The sequence below is a fragment of the Sphingobacterium sp. UBA865 genome (assembly GCF_002295765.1).
In the GTDB taxonomy this organism is placed as follows: domain Bacteria; phylum Bacteroidota; class Bacteroidia; order Sphingobacteriales; family Sphingobacteriaceae; genus Sphingobacterium; species Sphingobacterium multivorum.
Genome location: NZ_DBGB01000031.1, coordinates 217,943 through 238,471, shown reverse-complemented (window position 1 = coordinate 238,471; position 20,529 = coordinate 217,943). Strand labels below are relative to the sequence as shown.

14 protein-coding genes are annotated in these 20,529 nt (G+C 38.3%); 2 read left to right on the top strand and 12 right to left on the bottom strand.

The features are described from left to right. Positions 1–155: 155 nt before the first annotated feature. Positions 156–1,613 (top strand): hypothetical protein, encoded by a 1,458-nt coding sequence (locus tag B2O97_RS16970; RefSeq protein ID WP_286767737.1) that lies wholly within the window; start codon positions 156–158, stop codon positions 1,611–1,613. 33 nt (positions 1,614–1,646) lie between these two features. On the opposite strand, the gene B2O97_RS16965 is transcribed toward B2O97_RS16970, so the two are convergent. The 7 genes from B2O97_RS16965 to B2O97_RS16935 all read right to left on the bottom strand — a co-directional run bounded on the left by B2O97_RS16965 (position 1,647) and on the right by B2O97_RS16935 (position 9,433). Beyond that, a complete protein-coding gene (locus B2O97_RS16965; RefSeq protein WP_286767736.1) occupies positions 1,647–2,528 on the bottom strand; it encodes an ORF6N domain-containing protein in 882 nt (293 codons plus the stop codon). Then, positions 2,518–4,611 carry a type IA DNA topoisomerase gene (locus B2O97_RS16960; protein WP_286767735.1) on the bottom strand — a complete coding sequence of 698 codons (2,094 nt, stop codon included), beginning with the start codon at positions 4,609–4,611 and terminating at the stop codon, positions 2,518–2,520. The genes B2O97_RS16965 and B2O97_RS16960 overlap by 11 nt, the downstream gene beginning before the upstream one ends. Before the next feature lie 3 nt (positions 4,612–4,614). Next, positions 4,615–6,087: a DUF4099 domain-containing protein gene (locus B2O97_RS16955; RefSeq protein ID WP_286767734.1), complete on the bottom strand. Its 1,473-nt coding sequence runs from the start codon at positions 6,085–6,087 to the stop codon at positions 4,615–4,617. A 97-nt stretch (positions 6,088–6,184) separates the two neighbouring features. Further along, positions 6,185–6,478: a helix-turn-helix domain-containing protein gene (locus B2O97_RS16950; protein ID WP_286767733.1), complete on the bottom strand. Its 294-nt coding sequence runs from the start codon at positions 6,476–6,478 to the stop codon at positions 6,185–6,187. A gap of 21 nt (positions 6,479–6,499) precedes the next feature. Next, a complete protein-coding gene (locus tag B2O97_RS16945) occupies positions 6,500–6,853 on the bottom strand; it encodes a helix-turn-helix domain-containing protein (RefSeq protein WP_286767732.1) in 354 nt (117 codons plus the stop codon). 251 nt (positions 6,854–7,104) lie between these two features. Then, complete coding sequence (locus tag B2O97_RS16940) at positions 7,105–7,950, bottom strand: RteC domain-containing protein (protein ID WP_286767731.1); 846 nt, start codon at positions 7,948–7,950, stop codon at positions 7,105–7,107. A 391-nt stretch (positions 7,951–8,341) separates the two neighbouring features. Next, complete coding sequence (locus B2O97_RS16935; protein WP_075994296.1) at positions 8,342–9,433, bottom strand: lactonase family protein; 1,092 nt, start codon at positions 9,431–9,433, stop codon at positions 8,342–8,344. 482 nt (positions 9,434–9,915) lie between these two features. On the opposite strand from B2O97_RS16935, the gene B2O97_RS16930 reads away from it, so the two are divergent. Beyond that, positions 9,916–11,265 (top strand): peptidylprolyl isomerase, encoded by a 1,350-nt coding sequence (locus tag B2O97_RS16930; protein WP_075994297.1) that lies wholly within the window; start codon positions 9,916–9,918, stop codon positions 11,263–11,265. A 77-nt stretch (positions 11,266–11,342) separates the two neighbouring features. On the opposite strand, the gene B2O97_RS16925 is transcribed toward B2O97_RS16930, so the two are convergent. From B2O97_RS16925 to B2O97_RS16905, 5 genes are all read right to left on the bottom strand, one after another. Next, complete coding sequence (locus B2O97_RS16925; RefSeq protein ID WP_286767730.1) at positions 11,343–12,227, bottom strand: DUF4440 domain-containing protein; 885 nt, start codon at positions 12,225–12,227, stop codon at positions 11,343–11,345. 120 nt (positions 12,228–12,347) lie between these two features. Continuing rightward, a complete protein-coding gene (cysS, locus tag B2O97_RS16920; protein ID WP_075994298.1) occupies positions 12,348–13,814 on the bottom strand; it encodes a cysteine--tRNA ligase in 1,467 nt (488 codons plus the stop codon). Positions 13,815–13,835: 21 nt separating this feature from the next. Continuing rightward, the gene (der, locus tag B2O97_RS16915; RefSeq protein ID WP_070569188.1) at positions 13,836–15,137 is read right to left on the bottom strand and encodes a ribosome biogenesis GTPase Der; all 1,302 of its coding nucleotides are present in this window, start codon (positions 15,135–15,137) and stop codon (positions 13,836–13,838) included. A 169-nt stretch (positions 15,138–15,306) separates the two neighbouring features. Then, complete coding sequence (locus B2O97_RS16910; protein ID WP_115046555.1) at positions 15,307–17,052, bottom strand: RagB/SusD family nutrient uptake outer membrane protein; 1,746 nt, start codon at positions 17,050–17,052, stop codon at positions 15,307–15,309. Positions 17,053–17,075: 23 nt separating this feature from the next. After that, complete coding sequence (locus B2O97_RS16905) at positions 17,076–20,165, bottom strand: SusC/RagA family TonB-linked outer membrane protein (RefSeq protein WP_286767729.1); 3,090 nt, start codon at positions 20,163–20,165, stop codon at positions 17,076–17,078. Positions 20,166–20,529: the final 364 nt, after the last annotated feature.

The window sequence follows — 20,529 nt, the reverse complement described above, 5'->3', positions numbered from 1 at the left end:
TGGCTAACAAGGATTTTGACAATAAGAAACCAAATAACATTGCAGAGTATGTAAACCTTGCAAATGATATATCAGACTACCGGAATAGGTAGAAAGCAATAGACTTCCTTTCAAAGTATAAATGCTTTGAAAGCAAAAGGGAATTGTATCGTTTGATGAAAACGGATAGAATATTTGAAGTTAAGGAGCAAGCCTTTAGAGCCTTGCAAAATTTTGGCGAAGATGTTAGATTGACCAAAAAAAAGAAAGGCAAGTCCGTTAAAACTATAAATGATAAACTTTTGATTTTGCACAATTCATTTAATGGAGACCCTTATACATTAACAGATTTCAAGATAAAGTTTAAGGATTTATATCCCGACGTTTATGATATTTATAATTATGAAAAGAAATCAAGGTTTGACAGTTTTATAACAAGCTCCATTAAGACATTCGCAAAAAATAAAATAAAGCACAATTATTCCATAAATATAAGTTTTGATGCTCCTGACATTTCAATTTCTCGGGAAGTATTTGAAATGGAGTATAAGGGAAGTTCAGATACAAATGACGAGTTAGTGATTGAGAATGATACACTAACAATAAAGTGCAATAGAACTGCAAAAATCAATCTTATAAATATTGTTTTTTCAGAAAGCAATTCTATTCATAATCAGATTATAAAATCTCTGATTTACTATTATATCCGAGTAAACCATTTCGTTCCTATACAGCATATCTCTATTAACCGAATAAAGCAAACAGGAGAAGAAACAATGCTTTCTCTACCAACTTCAAAAATTGGTATTGAACAAATATTGAACGATAAATTTAAAGGGACTGATATTTCAACTTTAGATATTACCGATATTTTTAAAATTGACGATAAATCCAAAGCAATCCAATATGCTTTAACCTACCTTTTGAAATCTAAAATTACCGATGAAGAAAGTGAACGGTTTGAAAAGTTATGGAAATCTTTTAATTCAATCTATTATTATTTTGGAAATGGTGTAAACGAAAATGAATGCCACCGATTAATGCGAAATTTCATAATTACTAACCCAACATTGTTTCCAAAATCACTGCATAGAGCAAGAAATATTACAGCTAAAGAACTTCGAGAAAAAGTTCGTTTCAATGAGCTACTAAGTAATGATTATGATACTAAAGAAAAGATAGTTTCCTTTATTGCATTTATCTTCAGGTATCAAAATAAGATTATTTGTAAAAACTTGCTTGATAATATCAGTTATTTTGAAACTGATTTAAAAAATATTTTCAGTGTGGATAAGGTTGAAAATAAGTTTAATAAGTTCGACTATATCAAAGACCTTTATCACAATAATAAGTCCTCAACTGACAGCGAAATAATCTTTAAAAGGATTACTGGATATTTAGAGGACAAGGTTAAAAATCCTGTAATAAATACCGAATTAGAAATTACTGTCTTCATCTGTATTAAATACTGTTACTATTTACGGAATAAGATATTCCACGCAGAAAAGCAAGATTTAACTTTTAGGTTCGCTAAGAACAATTTGATTTTTGAATTAGAATGGGTAAACGAAATACTGGAAACCCTAATAGTTGAATTAATATCTGCTAATTTAAGTTGGACAAGAAGAAATTAGAATTTTAAATCCCTGTCAAAAACAGGGATTTAATTAAACTCTATTCAGTAATTGGAGCATTCTGCCCACCTCAATATCCATTCTCGAAAAGGCAAACCATTTTTTGCCCAGGTCTTTTAGTGATGCTCCGATATGGTAAAGTTCCACATCGTCAATAATCAAAAAGCGGTCGTGAGCATCGGAAAAAATCTTAATTTCAATCCGAGGATATTGGCTGTTGTATCGTTGTACATCCAGCCGTAGCTGATTACTGATGTTTTTGGTATAGATAGTGGCAGTTGCATTATTATTCCGTTTACCCAATAAAGTCAATACCGTATCATCTACATAATTATCCAACAGGATAATGGAGGTTTTTGCATTTCGGATAATATCCGATACAAAGGCGTAGGCATCAAAAATCTGTCCGTTGTAAAAGATACCTTTTTCGCTGTGGAGCTTGTCGCTTTCCAGTGCCTTAAAAATCTCTTCAAATCTTTGGTCGGCTTCTAATTGTTTCAATTCAATCTTATCCAAACGATGAAAAAGAGAGGCATTGCTGGCAAGCATTCTCCGCATTTCTACAAAGGCTTCCATAATTTCAACACTGACTTTAACCGCTATATCCGAGCGAAGTATAGCAGAAGCCATTGCGACCCCTTGTTCAGTAAAAACATAGGGCAGATAACGTCTTCCGCCGTAGCTCAAACTTGAGGTTCCAATTTGGAACCTCAAGTTTTCAACTTCCTCTTCGGTAAGTTGAAAGCAAAAAGAAGCAGGAAATCTTTCAATATTTCTTTTTACGGCTTTGTTGAGGTTCTTGGTTTCCACCTGATATAAGGAAGCGAGGTCGCTATCCAGCATCACTTGCTTTCCACGTATGGAATAAATCAGATTTCTGATTTCCATTGTGCTAATGGTAGGCTTATTTTCCATTACTTTTGTAGCTTTTATTTTTAGCAAATTCAAAAGAGGTTTTGCAATCCTCATTCAACACGATATAAGCATCGAATTTATTTCCAGCTTTGCTTTTCATTCCTTTGATAAGTGAAGTTTTCTTTTTATTGACAAGGTTTTCAATATCGGCTAAGCTGATTTGTATGCCACACACATTGCGGAACTGTACCCAACTACAAACTTCATCCGGACACTTCACTATTTTATCACGGATAATGAGTTGATGGCCTTTGCATTTCGGGCAAACCAATTTAGGCAAGTTGTTTTGCGCAATGGAAGTTTGTAACAATTCATTGGTAATAGATGAGGCGTAAGTTTCCATTTCTTTTTGAAATGCCTCTGCATCTGCTTCGTTATTTTCGATTTTTTGCAAAGCCAATTCCCATTCGGCGGTCATTGCCACATCCGCAATTTTACGGTCTTTGACCAATTCGTACACCTGCAATCCTTTTTCGGTAGGGATTAAGGATTTCTTTTCCCGTTGGATATAATTGCGGGTAAACAAGGTTTCAATTATTGCGGCTCTTGTAGCCGGAGTGCCAATACCGATATTTTGCAGGGCTTTCCGTTCGTCTTCATTTTCGATTTCCTTTCCTGCACTTTCCATAGCCGACAAAAGCCCTGCTTCGGTATACAATACAGGCGGTTTGGTTTTTTTTTCCAAAACGGAGACTTCTTTTATTTTAAGTTCATCGCCTTTCTTCAGTTCGGGCAAATCCTGTACAGGCTCGGTATCATCATCGGAGAAACTGCCTTTGATGGAACGCCAGCCCGCTTCTATAACCTTACAACCCTTTGCCGTAAAATCATAATGCAATACCTGTAAACCTACATCGGTTATCTCCTTGATACAGGCTTGTGAAAGGGCTTCGAGCAGTCGAAAGGCAATCATATCATAAACGGAGTTTTCCTTTGCGTTCAGTGCTGACGGGATTTTATCTGTAATCAACAAACCGTGGTGGTCGGTAACACGCAAATCGTTCACAATACGTTTATTGAAGCGACCCCATCTCATTTTTGTAATCGCCTGTTTGCAGCTTTCTCTGTCCTGTAAAGCCCTTACAAGATTGGGTATTTCTGCCCACATATCTTCGGGAATATATTTGCTTCCGGTTCGAGGATAAGTGATAAACTTCTTTTCATAGAGACTTTGAGCAATATTGAGCGTTTCATCAGCAGAAAGGTTCAGTTTTTTATTGGCTTCTTTCTGCAATCCGGTAAGATCGAATAGCAAAGGCGGTTGTTCCGTAACGCTTTTGGTTTCTACTGATGTAACTGTTGCCGTTTCGTTTCGTTGAATGGCTTTCAGCGTATCAACGGCAAGTTTTTGGTCTTCCCATTTTGTTTTGGAAATACTTTTAAAATCTATCAACTCTTTATTATGCGATAGCTGTATCTGCCAATAATTCTTAACCTTGAAATTCTTGCTTTCCAAATAACGTTTGCATATCAAAGCCAAGGTAGGTGTTTGAACTCTTCCGAGGGAATAGATACCATTTCCTGCGGCAATGCTCAATGCTTGTGTAGCATTGATGCCTACCAACCAATCAGCACGGCTTCTACCTTGTGCTGCTTGGTATAATCCGTCAAATTCTTTTCCTGGTTTTAGTTTTTCAAATCCTTGTTTGATGGCTTTTTCGGTCAACGAACTTATCCAAAGGCGTTCAAAGGGTTTGTTGCATTTCAGGTATTCGTAGATGTAACGAAATATCAATTCGCCTTCACGTCCTGCATCGGTAGCCACAATAATGCTCTCGCTTTTATTGAAAAGCTGTTCAATAATTTTTAGTTGCTTTAACACTCCTGTATCGGCTGTATAGCCTTTATCTTTTTTTACTTTCCGAACAGTTAATAAAAAAGGATTGGGCAAAATCGGTAACGCTGTTTTATCAAATCCCGAAATTCCATAATCTTCGGGCATTCCCTGTCCTATTAAATGTCCGAATGCCCAGGTAACAAAATAGCCGTTACCTGTCAGGTAGCCGTCCTTTTTATCGGATGCTCCCAAAAGTCCGGCTATTTCCCTTGCTACGCTTGGTTTTTCTGCAATGATTGTTTTCATACTTTAAGATATTTTTTTGCCTCTTGTTTTCTCTGGAGCTTTGGGCTTTTCCTGTTGCTCCTGCTGTTGTTTGTTTTTCGGTGTTTGTTGACCAGACTTCAAAGGCTCTTTAATGTTCTTGGTGGCCTCATGGGTTTTGCCTTCAGAATTGACCGCAGTTTGCGTTTTATGAGCTTCGGTCGGTTTTATCCTTTCCTTATATTGATTTGGAAATTCAAAATTGGTTTTTCCATTTTCTTTATTGAAAGTGATATAACCTTGATATGGTTGCCCTTTTTTATCTTTCAATCCATCAATGTAAATGGTTTGACCAGCCTTGAAATCTTTTTGTTGCTCGTCAGTCAGTTCTTTTCCTCGGAAAGTTTTTGGAATTTCCTGTGTTTGGTTTTGTTGCTTGCTTTGCTCATTATTCTGTCCGTTGCTTTGCGTTTGCCTGTTAGAATTATTGCGGTCGAACAAAAATTCCACATATCGCTTATCTGCATTGAACTGAACCGTTGCCGAAAATTCAGTTCCTTTCGTAGAAACCATACTTTCTAAATAAAGTGGTTTGCCTTCCAATAGAGTTTGCTTTTGCTCATCATTCAGTTTTACACCTTTAATTTCATCGGGAATTTTTATAAATTCCGTCCGCAGAGCAATTACATCATTGGTTAACCTGTCTATACTAATAATAGACGGCATCAGTTCGCCAGTTTTGGAATTTTTCAAATCTACTACACGCCCCATATTACCAGTTTCGAGCAGGTTCTTTTTGTCTTCATCCGTAAACTTGTGTCCGAAAAACTCAAAATGCAAATTGGGTTCTTTTTTGATGCCGTGTATTCCTACCACAACTTTTCCGTCTTCGGCTTGCTGTAAAGACAAGCGGGCATCTGTACGAAGAATTGTACCGCCGAGGTTAACACCAATCGGTAGTAGTTCGTTTGTTTTATAACCTTTCAATAAAGGTTCAAGTAGGTTTCTCTTTTCAAGGTATTCCTTGCTTAATCCGAGATTGGTCATTGTATCCCAATCAATCTGCTCCGGTTTGTAGCGGTATTCGCTTGCTTCCGGTGTTGTTTGTGTTGTTGCCATATTATTTTGATTTACTTGTTTTTTATCCGATTGCGGTTCTGTTTTTACTTCGTGTTCTTTCATTACTTTTTCGCCTTCAGCAGTGGGTTTATCAACCTGCTTTTGCATTTTCTGTGCTTTTTCAACAGCGATAGGTGCAGGCACTTTAAAGAATGAAAAATTGGTAGGGTTCTTTAATTGGCTGAAAAAATTGGAAAAGAAGTTCGAAAAGAAATCACCGCTTTTATCCACACGCATAAATTGGTTTTGGTTTTTCTTGGTGGGGTCAACGGTTTCCATTTTTCCATTCTCGTCTATACTCTTTACAGCTTGGATTTTCATTTTTTCCTTATCCAGAACTAACAAAATGTCAGATAACTGTTCGGGCATTTCCTGTTTATTTATGGTTTCTTCACTCATATTCTCAAAAGTTTAAAATTTACTATCGAATGTAAAGCAAGCTTTCACTGAATTGCACTATATGGCACTCAGAGGTAGTGTTTGTCTTTCATTGGCTTTATTTGGTTGAAGGTGGGTTAAAGCTATCTCTGATGAATTGATGTACATCAGACAATTTGTAATAAAGCTTTCCACTAATAGTGTAATAGGGCAGTTTGCCGATGGAGCGATACCGTTGCAGAGAACGGTTGCTTATTTTCAGCATTTGAAGTAAATCCTGATTGTCCAGTAATTCCTCTCCATCTATGCTGTTGCGTTTCTTTTGTAACTCGTTTATATTATCACCCAGCATATCTAAGCGACCCATTAAGCGTTCCATCCACGCCAAAAATTCCATTCTGTCAATATTCATAGGGATATACTTTTAAGGGTCCTATTTTTTATTTACACTTAGCTTTCTGCCTTTTTCGATATAGCTTTTACCTTTTACCATAAGCTCTTGTATAAATTCATCACTGCTTTGTATGGCGTTGGCATTAAGCATATCTTTTATGGATCCAAGGGTGTAGAAATACTGACCGTAGATTTTTGAGTAAGTGATCTCTCCTTTGGTTCGCATACGCCATAAGGTTTTTTCGCTGATGTGCAGGTATTGGCATACCTCGTGGTTATTTAGCCACAGGTCATCATAGCTTTTATCTTCCTGCCTTTTCAGGTAATCGGCAATGGCATTGATACGGCTGTTTAGCTGTTGCCAGGCTTCCTCTTCAATTGTTATTATTTTCATCGCACAGCTTTTTAACGTTCACTATGCAAAATTGAGAAAGCTGGCAGTGTTTGTCTGCCAAGCTCTGCCAATTGGTTTGGCGGTTTTTTGAAAATTTTTACCATTCGGTAAAACCCTTGTTTAATAAGTGTTTTAGGGATTTAAGTGAGTTTAATTATGAGGTTGTATTAACATTTGCCAATTGGCAGATATAGGCAAAGAAAAAAGCAGTACGTTTTGGGTACTGCTTTCAAATCTTTATTTTGATATAGCTAAAGGTCTTTATCCATATATTCTTCGAGGGATATTTTAAGCTGGTCTAAAAATGCAGTTCTTGAACCTGCTCTTGTTTTCATTCGGTGGAAAGAATGATGAATATCGTTTAACGGAGTTCTAAACAGCACTTGAAAAATCAAAGCCAATTTTCTTATCCCTATTTTTCCGTATGCAATGGAATTTGAAGCATAGAGAGCGTATATGAGCTCAATAAGTGCATTTTGAGAATTTGTCCATGAAATATCCTTTTTTGTATCTAAATTCTGTAAAATCGTGTCTGGGTTTTCTTCGGGATTGATTTTGCTGAGCATGTAAGTATAAAGTAATTCATTAGCAATAATATGTGCAATCTTATTATCATAATACGTTGAGAAGCTGAGGTCAATTTCAAATACGCCACTTTTCAAACCATCGTGATAATTGATCTTTCCAAGTTTGAAATAAGTATGGTCACGATCTGTTCTACCAGCACGGTAATATCTATAAAAATCTTCGTTACAAATATTTTCCTTATATTCTGATTTCAGATTTTTTAATAGGTTTTCGTAGTAGCTATGATGTATTTTGCCGTTATTGACAGGACAGGTTGTTTCTATGCGGAATACTTTATTATAGTAAATTAGTTTTCCTAATATTTGCGGTTTGATATTCCTGAAAAATTCAATCTCCTGTTGTTCATCTTTAAATCCGGCTTGTAAGACTTTGGTTTTTATGGCACAGAGCAGTTCTTTTAAGAACAACGTCATTTGATAAGCCTCATCCGCTGTTGGCATCATTTGAGAAGATAGTTTGTCTTCTTGATAATGAATTTGCGATAATATTTTATTCAACACGATTTCCATAGCATAGTCGTTTAGAGGTTCTCACAATTTGTTTCGGAGTTGCATCTATTGTTGATATGTCAAAATTTGGGAATAATATTGAAACTATTATCACAGTTTCTCCCCAGTGGGGAGATTTTATTTGTTATTAAGTAGAAGGAAAGGGCAAAAATAAAGGATAAAGAACCAATACTCTTTACCCTTTATTTTTTATATTTGCAATATTGATTTACAAGGTAATCAGATAAAAACAAGTGCAGTAAGCACCATTACTAAATCGTTACCGATAGAGTTTTTCTCTCTTGTAAACTACTCTTTATTAGCCACTTTTGGTTATATTAATCTTTTTAGTAAAAAACGCATACGGTTTTTCCTAAAAATCTTCTTTTCTTATTCGAACTTCTTTTCTGGATTAGAAGATAATGCAAACTGGTGCTGGTACAGCAATTTCTTTTCCAGTATCTGTCAACAAACCCGTTTTAGCATCCCGACTAAACAAAACAATGTTGTTGGTATATTGATTGGCGACCAAAAGATATTTCCCATCCGGAGAAAGGTTGAAATTACGCGGACCTTTACCTTTTACTGAAAGATTCGCTATTTTCTTCAATTCTCCATCCTTTTCTACCGAAAAAGTAGCTATCGTATTGGCATCGCCACGGTTGGTCGCATACAGGAATTTTCCATCAGCAGAGATCTTCATGTCAGCACCGCCGTTACTTCCTTTAAAACCTTCGGGGTTAATATCAAAAGTACTTTGATACATCCATGCATCGCCATCTTTCTTATACGATGCAATTTGACCGGTCATTTCCAATACGACATACAGGAATTTCTCTTTCTTATCAAATACAATATGTCTAGGACCGCCACCAGCAGGCGTAAAGATATCTTCTGATTCATCAGCAAGACTATAGGCATTTCCAGTTTTATTCACCGGATAAATAGAAATCTCATCCAAACCAAGATCTTGGACGTACAACTTATCCCCTTTATTGGAGAAAAAAGTAGAATGTACGTGTGGCTTTTCTTGGCGAACGGGGTCCACTCCCTTACCCTCGTGTTGTATTAATCGTGCTCTTTTGCTCAAAACACCATTACTTTCTAAATCAAACAGCGCTGCAGAGCCGCCTGTATAATTTGCTACAGCGAGCAAGCTACCCTTAGGATGTACTTCAACAAAACAAGGCGACTCCCCTCCGGAAGGAAGTGAGTTTAGAAAAGTTAAATGACCGTCCTTAAAAGAATAGGCAGAAACAGTCCCCTCTTGATTTGGAACCTCATTAACGGCATAAATAAAGTTATTATTTCGCGCTAAAAAGGATGGATCTTTACTTTCTTGCGTGCTCGACAAGGTTGTTTCACCAGTTTTAACATCAAAATTATAAATATAGATGCCCTTGCTCGCGGTTTTGCTCGTATATGTGCCCACAAACATGGGAATCTGTTGCGCAAAACTAGCAAGAGGTAAAATTGTCATCAAATAAATAAATGCTTTTTTCATTGAAATTATTTTATAAATGTAGCTACTCATTTGTTGAATGAGACCGTTACATCAAGTTTGTTTCTAAATTATACGGGCCCCTACTTAAATTCACCCATTCATCCTCCGTGTGAGGATCTAAAAACCCCGCTATTTTATAGGCGTAAATATCGTCAATAGACTTGTTAAATTTGGTTAAAACCGTCCTTTCTAATAGGCAAATGCGTATTTTAGCACATCAATTTTAACAATTCTAAAATCGCCCATTTAAAATATTGGGAATACAAAAATATTGTTAAATAAAAGTACGAATAATTCATATAATCTGATAATTTTGTGCTGTTGTTCAAAAAAGTATATATTGAACACAATTACTACGTATACCGCCGAAGGCAGCGTGAATGCTTGTGACAAAAAAATAAATGATGAACAAATAACCGAGTGAAACGAATTCATTTATACAAATGAAGATCACTCATAAATATCATAAATAATTTATACGGATGAAAAAAAACATTTATATATTGTTTTTATTGCTGTTTGCATCAATTCAGGCCAGTCTTGCGCAACGTCAAGTTATTGATCGCGTTGTAGCAACGGTTGGATCGGGCATTATCTTACAGTCCGACGTGGATATGCAATATTCTCAATGGTTAGCGCAAGGGAATAAACCTAATGAAAATTTTAAATGCGGCGTCCTTGAGCAGTTAATCATTCAGAAGCTGCTTTCCCAACAGGCAGTAATTGACTCTATAGATGTAACGGAAACCGAAGTTGACGATAACCTTAACTCCCGCCTACGTCATATGTCACAACAGGCAGGAGGGCAAGAACGTCTTGAAAAATTCCTCAACCGCTCTTTATTGCAATACAAAGAAGAAATGCGTTCAAGTGTTTTTGAGCAATTGAAAGCTAACAAAATGCAGCAAAACATTGTTCAAAAAGTAGACGTAACACCATTGGAAGTAAAGCGTTATTTTGAAGGCTTGAATAAAGACAGTCTGCCTTACTTCAATACCGAGGTAGAAATCGGTGAGATTGTGATGATGCCCAAATTGACAGATGCAGAAAAAAAAGAGCAGCGAGATAAGATTGAAGGTATCCGCAAGCAGATTGTAGATGGCTCAGACTTTGGTACAATGGCTCGTATATACTCGCAAGATCCCGGATCTGCCCCTTATGGTGGTGATTTAGGTTTCGGCACACGTGACAACTACGTAAAGGAATTCTCCGCGATGGCTTTTAAATTAAAACCGGGAGAAATTTCTCCAATTGTAGAATCCAAATTTGGCTTTCATATTATTCAGGTACTCGAACGACGGGGCGAAGAGGTGCATACACGCCATATCCTGATGAAGATCAATCCTGGTACTGCTGCGTTGGAAAGAACGAAAAATAAATTGGACAGTATCTATAAACTGGTTGTTGACAAAAAAATGGATTTCTATCACGCTGCTACAAATTATTCGGATGCAGAAGAAAGCAAATTCAATGGGGGTATGATCCTAAATCAAGAAGGCTCAAGCCGCACAACCGTAATTCCTATGGATGGCTTGGAAAAATCAGTATTTACAGCAATCGATCCCCTAAAACCAGGAGAATACTCCAAACCAGAGCAATTTACAGACAAAATGGGCGATGTTGGCTACCGTTTCAATTACTTGAAAACACGTATTCCGCCGCACAAAGCAAATTTGGACGAGGATTTCACCAAAATCAAAGAGGCTGCCAGACAAGATAAAATCAATCGCAATCTAAGTAAATGGTTCGATGATAAATCGAAAACAACATTTATCAATATCAGTGACGAGTTTGGTTCATGCGATGAATTGAAAAAATGGAAAAAACAATAAGTGTACAACACTTATCCTATAAAAAAGGGCTTGAATAGTATATATTCAAGCCCTTTTTTTATTTGGCAATCGTCATGCTATTTCTCAAACATCATCTCGATCAGAATATTCCAGTTCGCTTTCTTCACATCATCCTTCGCCAATTCGCTCAGTTGCCAGATACGAATATAATTATACTTCACCACCTTATCCTTTTGTCGTACCGTTGCAGTTCCTTTTGTATAGGCAAAATCGCCACTATACGAACGTTTTACTTCTTCCGGGACTGTTTCTATCGTCATCCGCTGTTTTTTGAGATAATCCATCATTGTGGCCTTTCCTTCCATCGGACTGGTCCAAGGGAACAAAAAGCGGACATCCTCGCTTAAAAACTCCTTATATGCGGTTGGGTTGTCGGCCTTCAGAACTGTTGACATCAATTTGTCTGTTTCCAGGACAATATCTTCACGCTGATTCAATCGCACTTTAGAGCGATGCTTCAGATACCACGAATCGGTAGGTTCGATATATTCAAGATCAAATTCCCCATCCTTTCCGTTGTTTTCAACTTCGGCCCGAATATCGACCAGCCACTTACCCTTTTTGTTGCGTTTCCAGACAGTCAAGTATTCTCCATGACGCAATCTTGCACCTACTTTCTGAAAGTCCATAGACCCCGAAGTCACACCAAATTCCTGACTTTTAGCAATCAACGCAAACGTAGGTTGCCAATTTAAAACATCGGGAATATTTGGTCTATTATTAAGATAGTTATAAGCATTTACTGCCGATGGGACATAAAACGTAGATTCCTTATCAATGATCGAAAGAAACGCTTGATGCGGTGTAGAGGCTTTAGCCAGTGCAGCAGCATCCTTATCGGCCTGCAATAGGCTTCCAACTTTCTCAGGTATCTGCGCATAAAGTGTTGTACCAGCAACACTCATGAATGCGACGACGGATAGCCTATTCCAAAAATTCATATGCAAATTGATCTTTCTTTTAAAGGTTACATGGAATATCCATTGGTTTCCACGATAATGTGTTTTCCCAATAGGAATATTCCATTTTATTCCTCTTTTATAAATTCGATTTCTTATCTATCAAATCTTATTCCAAAGTGTTCCTTCTTTGCTATCTTTCAATTGAATTCCAATAGAATTAAGCTCATCACGAATACGGTCAGAGGTGACGAAGTCTTTATTTGCTTTGGCTTCATTACGTAGTTTAATGACCAGATTCATGACGTCATCGATATCATCGGATGCTGAAGTCTGATCGTTTCTAAGCCCTAGGATATCCTCAACAAATTCTTTCATGAATACTTGAAGACCTTCCAATCCCTCAGCTGTTACTTTCGCTTTACCATCATAAATCGAGTTGATGATACGTACTATTTCAAACAATTCGGCAATGAGTACAGGACTATTAAAATCGTCATCCATAGCTGCGTAACACTTGCGGCGGATTTCAGCTAAATTGAATGAATCAGCACCTTTCGACACCTTCAATTTGTCTAAAAGACTGATCGCAGTCATGAGTCTTTTATACCCTTTGTCGGCCGCATCCAAAGCCTCATTGGAGAAATCCAGCGTACTTCTATAATGTGCCTGCAACATAAAGAATCGTACGGCCATCGGCGAATAACCTCTATTCAATAAGGGATGATTTCCAGTAAATAGTTCGCCCGGTAAAAATCCATTTCCGGCAGATTTGGACATACGCGCACCATTTACAGTCAACATATTCGTGTGCATCCAATATTTGGCAGGGCTCGTATGGTTACATGCTTCTGATTGTGCAATTTCATTGGTATGATGTGTAGCTGCCAAATCCATTCCACCGCCATGAATATCAAACTGATCACCTAAGTACTTTCTGCTCATGGCCGAACATTCAATATGCCAACCTGGGAAGCCAACACTCCAAGGTGCAGGCCAACGCATAATCGTTTCAGGTTTTGCTTTGATCCATAAGGCAAAATCCAAACGTCCCTTTTTCTCATCCTGACCGCTCAATTCACGGGTATTATTGAGCATATCCTCCAATTTACGATTGGTCAATATCGTATAATCGTATGTTTCAACGTATTTTTCAACATCAAAATAGACTGTACCGTTGCGCTCATAGGCATAGCCATTCTCCATAATCTGTTCGATCATTTCAATCTGCTCGGAAATATGTCCTGTCGCAGTAGGCTCAATACTGGGCGGCAACGTATTGAAAAGACGCAATACGTCATGAAAACCTATCGTATACTTTTGAACAATTTCCATCGGTTCCAATTGTTCCAATTTTGCTTTTTTTGCAAATTTATCATCCCCTTCATCACGATCGCCTTCCAAGTGCCCCGCATCGGTAATATTGCGTACATAACGCACTTTATAACCAAGGTGACGCAAGTATCTAAAAATCAAATCAAAAGACACAAACGTCCGACAGTTCCCCAAATGCACATCACTGTACACTGTGGGCCCACATACATACATACCAACAAGATTGGGATGAATAGGTTCGAATTTTTCTTTTGTTCGCGAAAGCGTATTGTATAAATAGAGATTATGGTCCATGTTTAATCGCTGCTTGGAAATCTATTTTTGTCTGAAATATATTTGAATTGGCACACCTGTAAAGTCAAAGTTCTCACGCAATTTGTTTTCAATAAAACGTTTGTACGGATCTTTGATGTATTGTGGCAGATTACAGAAGAATGCAAACATCGGTGTCCGTCCTGGCAACTGTGTTGCATATTTAATTTTGATATATTTACCCTTTAAGGATGGCGGTGGATAATTCTCGATAATATCCAACATCACTTCATTCAATTTGGAAGTAGGGATCTTTTTGGTTTTGTTGGCATATACCTTGTCGGCAACTTCCAACACCTTAAGGACACGTTGTTTTTCGGTTACGGAAGTAAAGATAATAGGCACATCTGTAAATGGTGCTATTTTCTCTTTGATGCGATCTTCAAAAGCCTTCATTGTTTTGTTGTCCTTTTCGATCAAATCCCACTTATTGACAACAATTACGATACCTTTACGGTTCTTCTCTGCCAAGTTGAAAATATTAACGTCCTGCGCTTCTAATCCATCCTGTGCGTCAAGCATTAAAATTGTCACATCAGAATCTTCCAAAGCTTTGATGGTACGCATCACTGAATAAAACTCAATATCTTCATTTACCTTGGACTTACGACGAAGACCTGCTGTATCGATCAATAAAAAGTTATGTCCATATTGATTGTAATGTATACGGATTGAATCACGTGTTGTCCCGGCCATTGGCGTTACAATATTGCGATCTTTGCCGATCAAGGCATTTGTCAAGGAGGATTTACCCACATTCGGGCGCCCCACGATGGTATATTTCGGTAAAGATTCTTCTTCTTCCTCTTCCACTTCAAAATGAGAAACAACAGCATCCAACAATTCACCTGTACCGGATCCTGTAGCCGACGAGATATTAAAAACCTCACCTAAACCAAAAGCATAAAACTCTGCCGATTCATGGTGCAATTTAGCGTGATCGACTTTATTAGCCACGACATACACGGGCTTAGAACTTCTTCTCAGAATATCAGCGATCTCATCATCCAAGTCGGTAATGCCAGTGGTGACATCCACCATGAATATAACGACCGAAGCTTCTTCAATAGCGATATAGACCTGATCACGAATAGCCTCTTCAAAGACATCATCCGAACCATGTACAAAACCACCTGTATCAATTACTGTAAATTTCTTTCCGATCCACTCGGCTGTTTCATAATGACGGTCGCGCGTCACCCCGCTAAAGTCATCAACAATCGCTTTTCTACTTTCTGTAAGACGATTGAATAAGGTAGATTTACCAACATTTGGACGACCAACAATTGCAACAATATTTGCCATATTTATTTTATTTGATCCATCCACTATCACAGCAGATGGCACTTTTATGCTAAAAATATACTTAAGGGAACAAAGATACGGATTCGAAAGGGATTATCGCGACACAAAAACAAAAATGGCTTTACGGTGAAGTAAAGCCATTTATAGGGTTTAAATTATCAATATTCGCCTAATTAGATGTTGGATTCTGAGTCAATTTGCCCGGATATGAATTGATCGCATCCTGTGGAATAAAATAAGTCACTCTAAAATCTGTCGGTACAATATCCTCAAATTGTTTTTGTGGCCCAGGATAAGTTCTATTTAACGGCAAGCCATTACGAAACACATCATAACTGCGTTCAGCCTGGTAAGCCAATTCCAACTGACGCTCTTTGTCGATCAGTTTACTTGCATTGGTAGCATCAATTGAAGTATATCCCCCATTGACAATAGAACGATTTCTGATGGTATTTAAATCATTTAGCGCAGCACCATAATTACCTAATTTTGCATTAGCCTCTGCGCGATTTAAATAAATTTCACCCAAGCGGCTGATTACAGGTGAGTGCAATTGCGACTCCTCGCCTTCACGTGAGCATTTCACAATATAGAATTGTGGATAAGCACGGTTTAAGGAAATATAGTAATCGATCATACCGGAGTAGGTATTGCCATCTTCATAAGTAATTGAATAGGTCTGTTGATTAGCATTAATTGCCGTCAATGTATATTCTTTAACAACCTCATTATCACCTATCTTTTTGACTTCTCGTGCAACAACAGTATTTCCGTTAATTACAACTGGAATTTGCAGATAGCTCATTGTTTTAGGATCACCGGCTTTCGCAGGTATATCTTGTTTGATAAATCGAAACACAGTTGAGTATTTGCCGGCCTTATCTTTGGAATAAGTAGGTTCAATAAAGGCCGCACGTGCATCGACAATCGTATAATGATCAGGTCTCCAGTCATTGCGACCTGTTTCATTTAATAAATCTATGTACTTGGCACTGGAATACATCTCGCCCCAGCCCATACCACCGATATTGGAGTACATACCACCAATACCATAATAGTGATCATCACCTGAAAATTCAGAAGCGACACGTTTCACCGCAAAGATCGTCTCTTTGTTATCTTCTGGTCTAAAGGTATTGTATTTCATGAATTGCTCACGAGCCAATAGGACATATTTACCTGAATTAATCACCTTGTCTGCGTATTCTACAGAAAGACGTGCATATTCTGCATTTGGATTTTTATACGTGCCGCTCATATACAGGTATATACGGGAAAGCATTGCTTGTGCCGCCCCCTTTGAAGCATACACTGCCCCCTTATCGATCTTCAATAAAGCTTCTGCTTTTTTCAGATCACTGATCGCTTGCGCATAAGTATCTTTTACAGACGCACGGTCTGGCAAGTTCAAATCATTGAATACATCTTCAGGTGTACCGTTGACAATTGGAACACCCAAGTTTGTCTCGGGACTTTGGTAATAAGGCTTCCCGAACGCACGGCAAAGGTAAAAATACATCATTCCACGGATGTAATAACATTCACCCAACTTATTATCCATCTCTTCACTTTGACCTTCAGCAAACATCTTAATGACGTTCGAAGATTGCGCGATAGCTTTATAACCGCTATCCCAGAAGTTCTGCAAACGGTAATTATTAGGTGTTCTCGCATAGGAGATAAATTCGTAAAACGCGTCTGTCGATGACCCGCGGATCATCATATTATCACCAGCGTATTCACCAAGACGGTGCATTGGGTCGGACCAAGCTTTTAACTGCGCATAAGTACCTGTTACCATGGCATCAGGATTACTCACAATATTCTCTTCGTCCATCGAAGTATAAGGAAGACGATCGATATCGCAGGAGGATACTGCCGATGCGATCAAAAGTCCGATTAATATCTTTTTCATTATTGATTTTCTAAACGTTAAAATTAAAATGTCACACTTGCGCCGAACATGTATTTACGAACCATAGGATAGACAGAAACGCCTGTAGATCTGATCATTTGACCACCCCCGCCTTTACCATCTGGTTCAGTCAATGGAAGCTCCGGATCAACACCCGAGTAGTTTGTGATCGTAAACAAATTCTCTCCAGCTAAGAATACACGTAAATTTTTGATGTTATACTTTTTCAAATCGAAGTTGTAACCCAAAGTCAAGGATCTCATTTTTAAGAAATTGTTACTTTCCAAGAAGCGTGTTGACGGTGAATTACCTTTATCTTGGTTATCGTATCTTGCTATCGGATGAGTAGCAACATCACCGGGTTTTTCCCAGCGGCTCCAACCATCCTGTAACTTCATCTGATTACGATCGGTATAAGTTCCATCCGAGTCAAATTCTTGGCGCGAATAATTATACAACTTACCGCCCAAAGAGAACCCGAACACGGCATTTAGATCAAACTGCTTATAACTTAAGGCTGTACTGAAACCGCCAAAGAGATCTGCATTTCCTTTTCCTGCATTACGGAAAGTTGCATTGGAATAGTTCGACGTTGTAGTCCTCGTTTCATTGCCATTGGCATCTGTCTCGTATCTGTACCACATCGGCAAACCATTATCAACATTGACACCAGCCCATTCTTTTAGATAATAGGTATCTACCGGATAACCAGGTTGAAGCAAACGTTGCGCCGATCCAGCTATCCCTGATCCGTCCCCTGCGATAATTGGTTTCGAAACAAGATTACCATTGGCATCTTTTGTCTCAAATAGCTCCGTCAATTTATTCACATTGTGACTTAAATTAACATCCAAACTCCAATGTACATTATCGTTGCGAACTATATCGCCACCGATGGTCAATTCAATCCCCCGGTTTTGCATCTTACCAATATTTTTCCAGATAGAAGTGACACCTGTCAGACCACTGATCGGCACTTGATAAAGCACATTATCAGTCTTCTTATCGTAATAATCAACATTAAGTCTTAGCCTATTCTTAAATAAGGCAGCATCCACCCCAAAACCTGTTGTGTATGTTTTTTCCCAAGTCAGATCTTTATTACCAATTTGGCTAATTAATGCCCCTGGTATTCCATTATAGCTTGATGATGCTGATACCGAATAAAGGCTATATTGTGGATATAATGAGCTCGGTCTATTACCTACCGATCCATAAGCCGCCCGCAGTTTTAAGTTATCTACCCAATCAGCCTTGAACCACTCTTCTTTATTGATATTCCAACCACCGCTGACTGAAAAGAAATTTCCGTATTTCGCATTGGTACCAAAATTGGATGCCCCATCACGACGGAAAGATACCTGTGCCAGATATTTATTATCGTATGCATAGTTTGCATTCGACAAGAATGACTGTACTGCCCATTCGGAAATTCCGCCTTTCGTACGTTCTGGTTTTGCAACAACATCCAATACCTCGAAACCATTTACAATACCCGTTCCGTAAGCATCTAAAGTTTTTGTCCAGTAGTCGTTAAATTCGTATGCAGCCAATCCATTCAGGCTATGTTTATCCCAGGTCTTGTTGAAACGCAAGATTTGGTTGGTATAACGACGCGCAAACTCCATGCGGTAATCCGTCACACGCCCAATTACACTTTCACCACTGTTTGATCGCGGATCTTGATAACCACTGACAGAATACGTATTGTAGCGATAATTGTTGACAGAAGAGAAGGTCAACCAATCCGTTAATTTGACATCGAAATCTAAGTTACCCATAAATTCATAATTGGTATTGGCACTATGATTCCATTGCAAGTCATACAAGTAATTCGTGCTTGCATTATTGACCCAGCCACTATAACGGTGTGGCACTAAATTTCCATTTGCATCGTATGGACTATCCCAAGGTAGGTTTCCATACATGGCATTGACATCATATTGACGATCATCTACCGCACGTCTCGAACCGGCAATAGATGGCTTGATGGTCAACCAGTCAAAAGGCTTATAGTTGGTACGTAATCTAAAGTTATAACGATCGTAATCATACCCTTTTACAGCACCGGCTTCGTTGTAGTACCCTAAAGACAAATAAGACTGTAATTTATCATCTCCTCCCTGAATGGATAAATTGTGGTTTTGGACAAATCCGGTCTTCGTTGCCAGCTTCCACCAATCAAAATTGCTATTGCGCAAGTCCGAATTCCAACGTGGGAATTTGATATCAGCGGGATTCGAAAATGAAGCAAAGTAGTCATAAAGTTCAGCCCCGTCCATCATTTCCATGTGTCCATTGGAAAGTTGGTTGATACCCATTTTTGTAGAAAAGCTAATGCTTGTTTTGGAAGCCGAAGGATTTTTTGTTGTAACGACAACAACACCATTTGCACCCTGAGAACCATAAATAGATGTTGAGGCAGCATCTTTTAGGATAGTCAATGATTCAATGTCATCTGGATTGATATCACCTGGGCTTGAGCCGACGATAACACCATCAATAACCCACAACGGACTCGTCGTACCGCTTAGGGTTGCCTGACCACGAATCACAACACCACCATTTGACCCCGGTTTACCAGCCCCTGGTGCAACATATACACCGGCAGCCTTACCATTCAGCATATTCTCAACCGATGGCGTAGTGACATCACGTAATTTGTTTCCCTTAACAGCCTGAAGGGCACCAGTTAAACTTTCTTTTTTCTGTTGTGTTCCATACCCAACGACAACAACTTCCTGAAGTGCTTCACTATTGGACTCCAGATTGATGTTAACAACCGGTCCTGTCACCGTCACTTCCTGTGTTTTATAACCAACACTTGTGACGACTAGTACATCTCCATTTTTAGCATCTATGGTAAACCGTCCATCTACTCCTGCCGATGTCGATTTAGCGCTCCCCTTAACACTAATGGTTGCACCAGCCAATGGGCCGTCTGTAGACTGCACTTTTCCATTCACTTTTTGTTGATAAACCGCGTCATTCAACAAAATATTGTTGTTTGGAAACGTAAGACCATTAGCATTAGCCGAGTTGTGTGTACTTGTAATGAGTAAAGCTAATGATAACAGACTCAACTTGTGATTGTCGAGAATCTTTGAAATCATAATATTTAATAGTTAGTTTAAAAATTGATTAGCGTGCTAATCAAAATTTAGGTACATGAATGCTAAAACTAAAAGATGATGACAGTATATCAAAATTTAGCAGCAACGAAATCGATTGCGCCAATTAAACAAACGATTGCATAAACACACATTTTACAGAACAATCCACTATCAAAAAAATTAGAGCGATTAACTAACAGCAAAAGACAGTTTTTTAACAACCTCAGGACAGTCGACAATGAGAAATTTAGACGAGCAGGAAAAAGATAATCCTGAAAGACAGGTGGTATTATAGCGTGATTTAGGATACAAAAAAAAGCCAAGATATTCACCTCGGCTTTTTTTCTTTTAGTAGCGGGGACCA

What these genes read in the sequence shown, in the direction of transcription:
- B2O97_RS16960 (WP_286767735.1), bottom strand. Translation starts at nt 4,611, where the DNA reads ATGAAAACAATCATTGCAGAAAAACCAAGCGTAGCAAGGGAAATAGCC.
- B2O97_RS16965 (WP_286767736.1), bottom strand. Translation starts at nt 2,528, where the DNA reads ATGGAAAATAAGCCTACCATTAGCACAATGGAAATCAGAAATCTGATT.
- B2O97_RS16935 (WP_075994296.1), bottom strand. Translation starts at nt 9,433, where the DNA reads ATGAAAAAAGCATTTATTTATTTGATGACAATTTTACCTCTTGCTAGT.
- B2O97_RS16955 (WP_286767734.1), bottom strand. Translation starts at nt 6,087, where the DNA reads ATGAGTGAAGAAACCATAAATAAACAGGAAATGCCCGAACAGTTATCT.
- B2O97_RS16930 (WP_075994297.1), top strand. Translation starts at nt 9,916, where the DNA reads ATGAAAAAAAACATTTATATATTGTTTTTATTGCTGTTTGCATCAATT.
- cysS (WP_075994298.1), bottom strand. Translation starts at nt 13,814, where the DNA reads ATGGACCATAATCTCTATTTATACAATACGCTTTCGCGAACAAAAGAA.
- B2O97_RS16905 (WP_286767729.1), bottom strand. Translation starts at nt 20,165, where the DNA reads ATGATTTCAAAGATTCTCGACAATCACAAGTTGAGTCTGTTATCATTA.
- B2O97_RS16940 (WP_286767731.1), bottom strand. Translation starts at nt 7,950, where the DNA reads ATGGAAATCGTGTTGAATAAAATATTATCGCAAATTCATTATCAAGAA.
- B2O97_RS16950 (WP_286767733.1), bottom strand. Translation starts at nt 6,478, where the DNA reads ATGAATATTGACAGAATGGAATTTTTGGCGTGGATGGAACGCTTAATG.
- B2O97_RS16910 (WP_115046555.1), bottom strand. Translation starts at nt 17,052, where the DNA reads ATGAAAAAGATATTAATCGGACTTTTGATCGCATCGGCAGTATCCTCC.
- B2O97_RS16970 (WP_286767737.1), top strand. Translation starts at nt 156, where the DNA reads ATGAAAACGGATAGAATATTTGAAGTTAAGGAGCAAGCCTTTAGAGCC.
- B2O97_RS16945 (WP_286767732.1), bottom strand. Translation starts at nt 6,853, where the DNA reads ATGAAAATAATAACAATTGAAGAGGAAGCCTGGCAACAGCTAAACAGC.
- B2O97_RS16925 (WP_286767730.1), bottom strand. Translation starts at nt 12,227, where the DNA reads ATGAATTTTTGGAATAGGCTATCCGTCGTCGCATTCATGAGTGTTGCT.
- der (WP_070569188.1), bottom strand. Translation starts at nt 15,137, where the DNA reads ATGGCAAATATTGTTGCAATTGTTGGTCGTCCAAATGTTGGTAAATCT.